Source organism: Acinetobacter sp. neg1 (assembly GCF_000788125.1).
Classification (GTDB): Bacteria; Pseudomonadota; Gammaproteobacteria; order Pseudomonadales; family Moraxellaceae; genus Acinetobacter; species Acinetobacter vivianii.
Genome location: NZ_JSZD01000005.1, coordinates 1 through 590, shown reverse-complemented (window position 1 = coordinate 590; position 590 = coordinate 1). Strand labels below are relative to the sequence as shown.

General features: G+C 51.4%; 1 protein-coding gene. It reads left to right on the top strand.

Annotated elements, in window-relative coordinates:
* The coding region (locus tag PJ15_RS01050) for an Ig-like domain-containing protein (RefSeq protein WP_047426941.1) at positions 1-590 on the top strand (590 nt) is incomplete at both ends.

The following is a 590-nucleotide window of genomic DNA, read 5'->3' as shown; positions in this document are numbered from 1 at the left end:
GGTGAATACAGCGTGGGTGATGTGGTCACAGTCAATGTCAATGGCGTGGACATCACCACGACCGTACAAACTGGTGGCTTATGGAGCGTTACAGTTGATGGCGGACAATTAGTCCTTGATGCAGACAGCACCATCAATGTCAGCATTACGGCAACAGATGCCGCAGGTAATACGGGTACTGTGACAGCAGATGCCAGCTACACCGTGGATATCACCACACCAGTGGTGGTATTTGATCCGGTTGCAGGCGATGACATCGTCAATGCCGCAGAAGCAGGCGTAGACCAAACCATCAGTGGTGCGGTTGTAGGCGGCTTCACTGCAGGTGATGCAGTGACAGTTGTGGTCAATGGCAACAATTACAACACGACAGTACAAGCGGATGGTACATGGAGCGTGACAGTTCCAGGTAGCGAGTTGACCGCAGATGCAGACAGCACTATTGAAGTGACTGTTGATGTAACGGGTACAGGACCGATCAGTGCAGATCACAACTATGTTGTAGATACCACTGCACCAGATACTACGGGTACCACACTGACTGTTGCACCAGTCACCACGGACAACACACTCAATGCCGCAGAATCAAC